Consider the following 2504-nt stretch of genomic DNA (forward strand, 5'->3'; position numbering starts at 1 on the left):
TCCTACGCAGTTCACCGGGAGTCGTAGCTGGCCGGTTATTGGACGTTGGGGTGGGTGGTGGCGGGTAGCCAGTCGGGGCGGCTACTTCGGGTGGTGGCGTAGCTGGCGCGGCGCTGCTGGTTCGGGACGTTGCGCAGGCCGAAGGCGGTGCGGTAGACGAGCTTGGTGACCCGGTTGACGGCCTCGGCGGCGTTGGAGAGTCCGAGGAGGATCGCGGTGGCGATCTCGTCGCGCCAGTCGAAGATCCTCTCGGCAAGGGTGACGACCTCGGGGACGTCCTTTCCGAAGGTCGCGCAGTAGCCGAGAAACCTGGTCAGGGCCCTGGCGATGTCGGTGCGGGGTGGTCGCGACGCCGGTGCGGGCCGGGGAGAGCGCGAGCAGGTCGAGCAGCAGATTCTTGGCGTTCCAGGCGGTGCGCAGCGCGTGGGCGGCCTCACCGTCGAGGTCCTCGAGAACCGTGAAGGTCTCGAGGATGCGGCGGCGCCCGCGGTCGGAAAGCGCATCCGGGCCCCACAGCAGCCGGTCTTTGATCGTGTACTCGGGGTCGGTGGCACGGCCGCGGCGGTGGCGTAGCTGGTGGCTGACACGGCGGCGTACGTCACTGACGGCCTTGTTGCCGAGCTGGGCGGTGTGGAACGGGTCCACGGCCAACTGGGCGTGCGGGAGCGCGGCGCGGGCGACCGCCTTGTAGGTCGTGGACATGCCGATGGTCACGGCGCTGATCCGGGCACGCCAGGCCGCGGGCTGGGCGAGGATCCAGCTGGTCACGGGCTTCGGAGCCCTCCGCTCGACGACCCGAGCAGACCCTGATCGCCGGCGGAGTCGATGAGCACCGTCTGCCAGCGGTCGGCGTCGGTCACCCACGCCCCGGTGAGCGGGTCGCGGTGGAAACGCGGCGAGCCGCGCCGCTGGTCGTCGATCCCGAGCACCGACACGTCGGGCAGCGCCGCCCGCAGCGACAGCCGGTTCGCACGGCCGACGCCCGCCGGCCGTGCGAACCGGCCGACGCCAGGTCGCTGACCTGGCCGTTCGTCATCGGCGGGTGTGTCCCTTTCCCCGAGCCCTGCACGGTCACACCCCGTCACAGCAGGCGGTCACTGAACGCTGGTGTTCAAACACGGCTCACGGCCAACCGCGTAGGGCCTCATAAGCAGTGGAAAGACGTGCGGGAACCCAGGTAAGTCGCGGTAGTGGAGTCCACGCCCGTGGTGTACGAGTAGCGACCGACTGGCTACGAGAGGGCGAAGCTGGTCAGGTCAACCGGGATGATCCCATGCTTCCTGCAGTACTCGTTGTATCGCTCGGCGAACGTATGGGCCTGCTCGATGCCGATGATCTCGTCGTTTGGGCCGAGGAAAGCAATAGCTCCTTCAACCGAGATGAACACCTCGATGCCCTCGTCAGGCTCCACAATGAACGTGTGCCTGCTGTTGGCGACCTCGTACACGAAGTCACCCGGCCCCGACACCCAGGCGTGCTCCGCGTACCGCCATTTCCCTCGAATGGTGTAGACAAGCACGCGACCATAATGGTCATGCACACCCAGCGAGGCTCCCCCCGGCGCCCGCAGAAGCATTTGTGTCTCGCTCTTGACCAGATCCACATGAAGAATCTTTAATTCCACCTCGTTCGTGTAAGGCGTGAACGGAACCCACGGAAGATCGTCGACTCCCGTGTGCGTTGGAGCGAAATGTTGGAGGGGATTGACCAGTGTCGTCATCTGCGTCTCCTCGGGAGATTGGCGTCGATCCCTGCCTTCGGAATCGTCTGGATCCGGCGGGGAACGGCCGGCTAGGCGAGCGGTAGGGTTTGATTCTGGACCCACCAAAAGATCCGAGATAGAACAGCGGTGACAGATCCCTGAACACGCGCGACAAGCACGGGTGCCACGCGCGCCGTTGGGGCGAGGACCGGGGTGCCGACGACACCGCCGGGCAGGATAATCCCATGATGATGCGGACGTCCGACGACCGTGTGCGAGAACTCACCGCTGCGCTGGAACGCGACGAGGGACTGGTGGATCCCACGATCGAGCGTGTCCGGCGCGAGATCCCGGCCTATGAGGTGGTCCCGACCGAGGCGCTGGTGACGAGCATCCACCGCAACGTCGTGCTGGCGTGCCGCACCCTGCGGGCGGGCGTCGTGCCGCCGAGCTCGGAGATCTGGCAGGCCGAGCGCACAACGCTGGAACGGCTCCAGCAGGGCGTGCCGATCGAGGACATCATGGGCGGCTTCCGCATCTGCATAGCGAGCATCCAGGACCGGCTGGTGGATCGCGCCCAGGAGTTCGGGGTCGACCACCCCGAGTCGCTCACCCTCACCTCGCTGCTGTGGAAGCTGAGTGACGTGTTCTCCGCTCGTGCGGCGAGCGCCTACCGCGAGTACGGCCTGTCGCATGCGGTGGCGGACCGAAGGCGCAGGGACGAATGGCTCGCCGGGCTGCTCGCCGGCACCCTGTCGCCGACGCAGATTGAGCAGGGGTGCATCCGCTACCACGTGCGGCG

General features: G+C 67.0%; 4 protein-coding genes and 1 pseudogene. 1 reads left to right on the forward strand and 4 read right to left on the reverse strand.

From position 1 onward, the window contains the following. Window positions 1–35: 35 nt before the first annotated feature. The 4 genes and pseudogenes from ACY45C_RS16885 to ACY45C_RS16900 form a co-directional block, all read right to left on the reverse strand. Window positions 36–503, reverse strand: coding sequence for a transposase (locus tag ACY45C_RS16885; protein ID WP_462188535.1), 468 nt, complete (start codon window positions 501–503; stop codon window positions 36–38). After that, window positions 430–768, reverse strand: a pseudogene (locus ACY45C_RS16890) (transposase); the annotation flags it as partial. The pseudogene ACY45C_RS16890 and the gene ACY45C_RS16885, both read right to left, overlap by 74 nt. After that, window positions 765–935 (reverse strand): hypothetical protein, encoded by a 171-nt coding sequence (locus tag ACY45C_RS16895; protein ID WP_462188528.1) that lies wholly within the window; start codon window positions 933–935, stop codon window positions 765–767. The gene ACY45C_RS16895 and the pseudogene ACY45C_RS16890, both read right to left, overlap by 4 nt. 296 nt (window positions 936–1231) lie before the next feature. Beyond that, the gene (locus tag ACY45C_RS16900; protein WP_462188529.1) at window positions 1232–1720 is read right to left on the reverse strand and encodes a 2,4'-dihydroxyacetophenone dioxygenase family protein; all 489 of its coding nucleotides are present in this window, start codon (window positions 1718–1720) and stop codon (window positions 1232–1234) included. 227 nt (window positions 1721–1947) lie between these two features. Between ACY45C_RS16900 and ACY45C_RS16905 the strand changes: the two genes are divergently transcribed. Continuing rightward, window positions 1948–2504: hypothetical protein (locus ACY45C_RS16905; protein ID WP_462188530.1), on the forward strand; the 557-nt coding region annotated here is incomplete at its 3' end.

It is taken from the genome of Frankia sp. CcWB2, assembly GCF_977927585.1.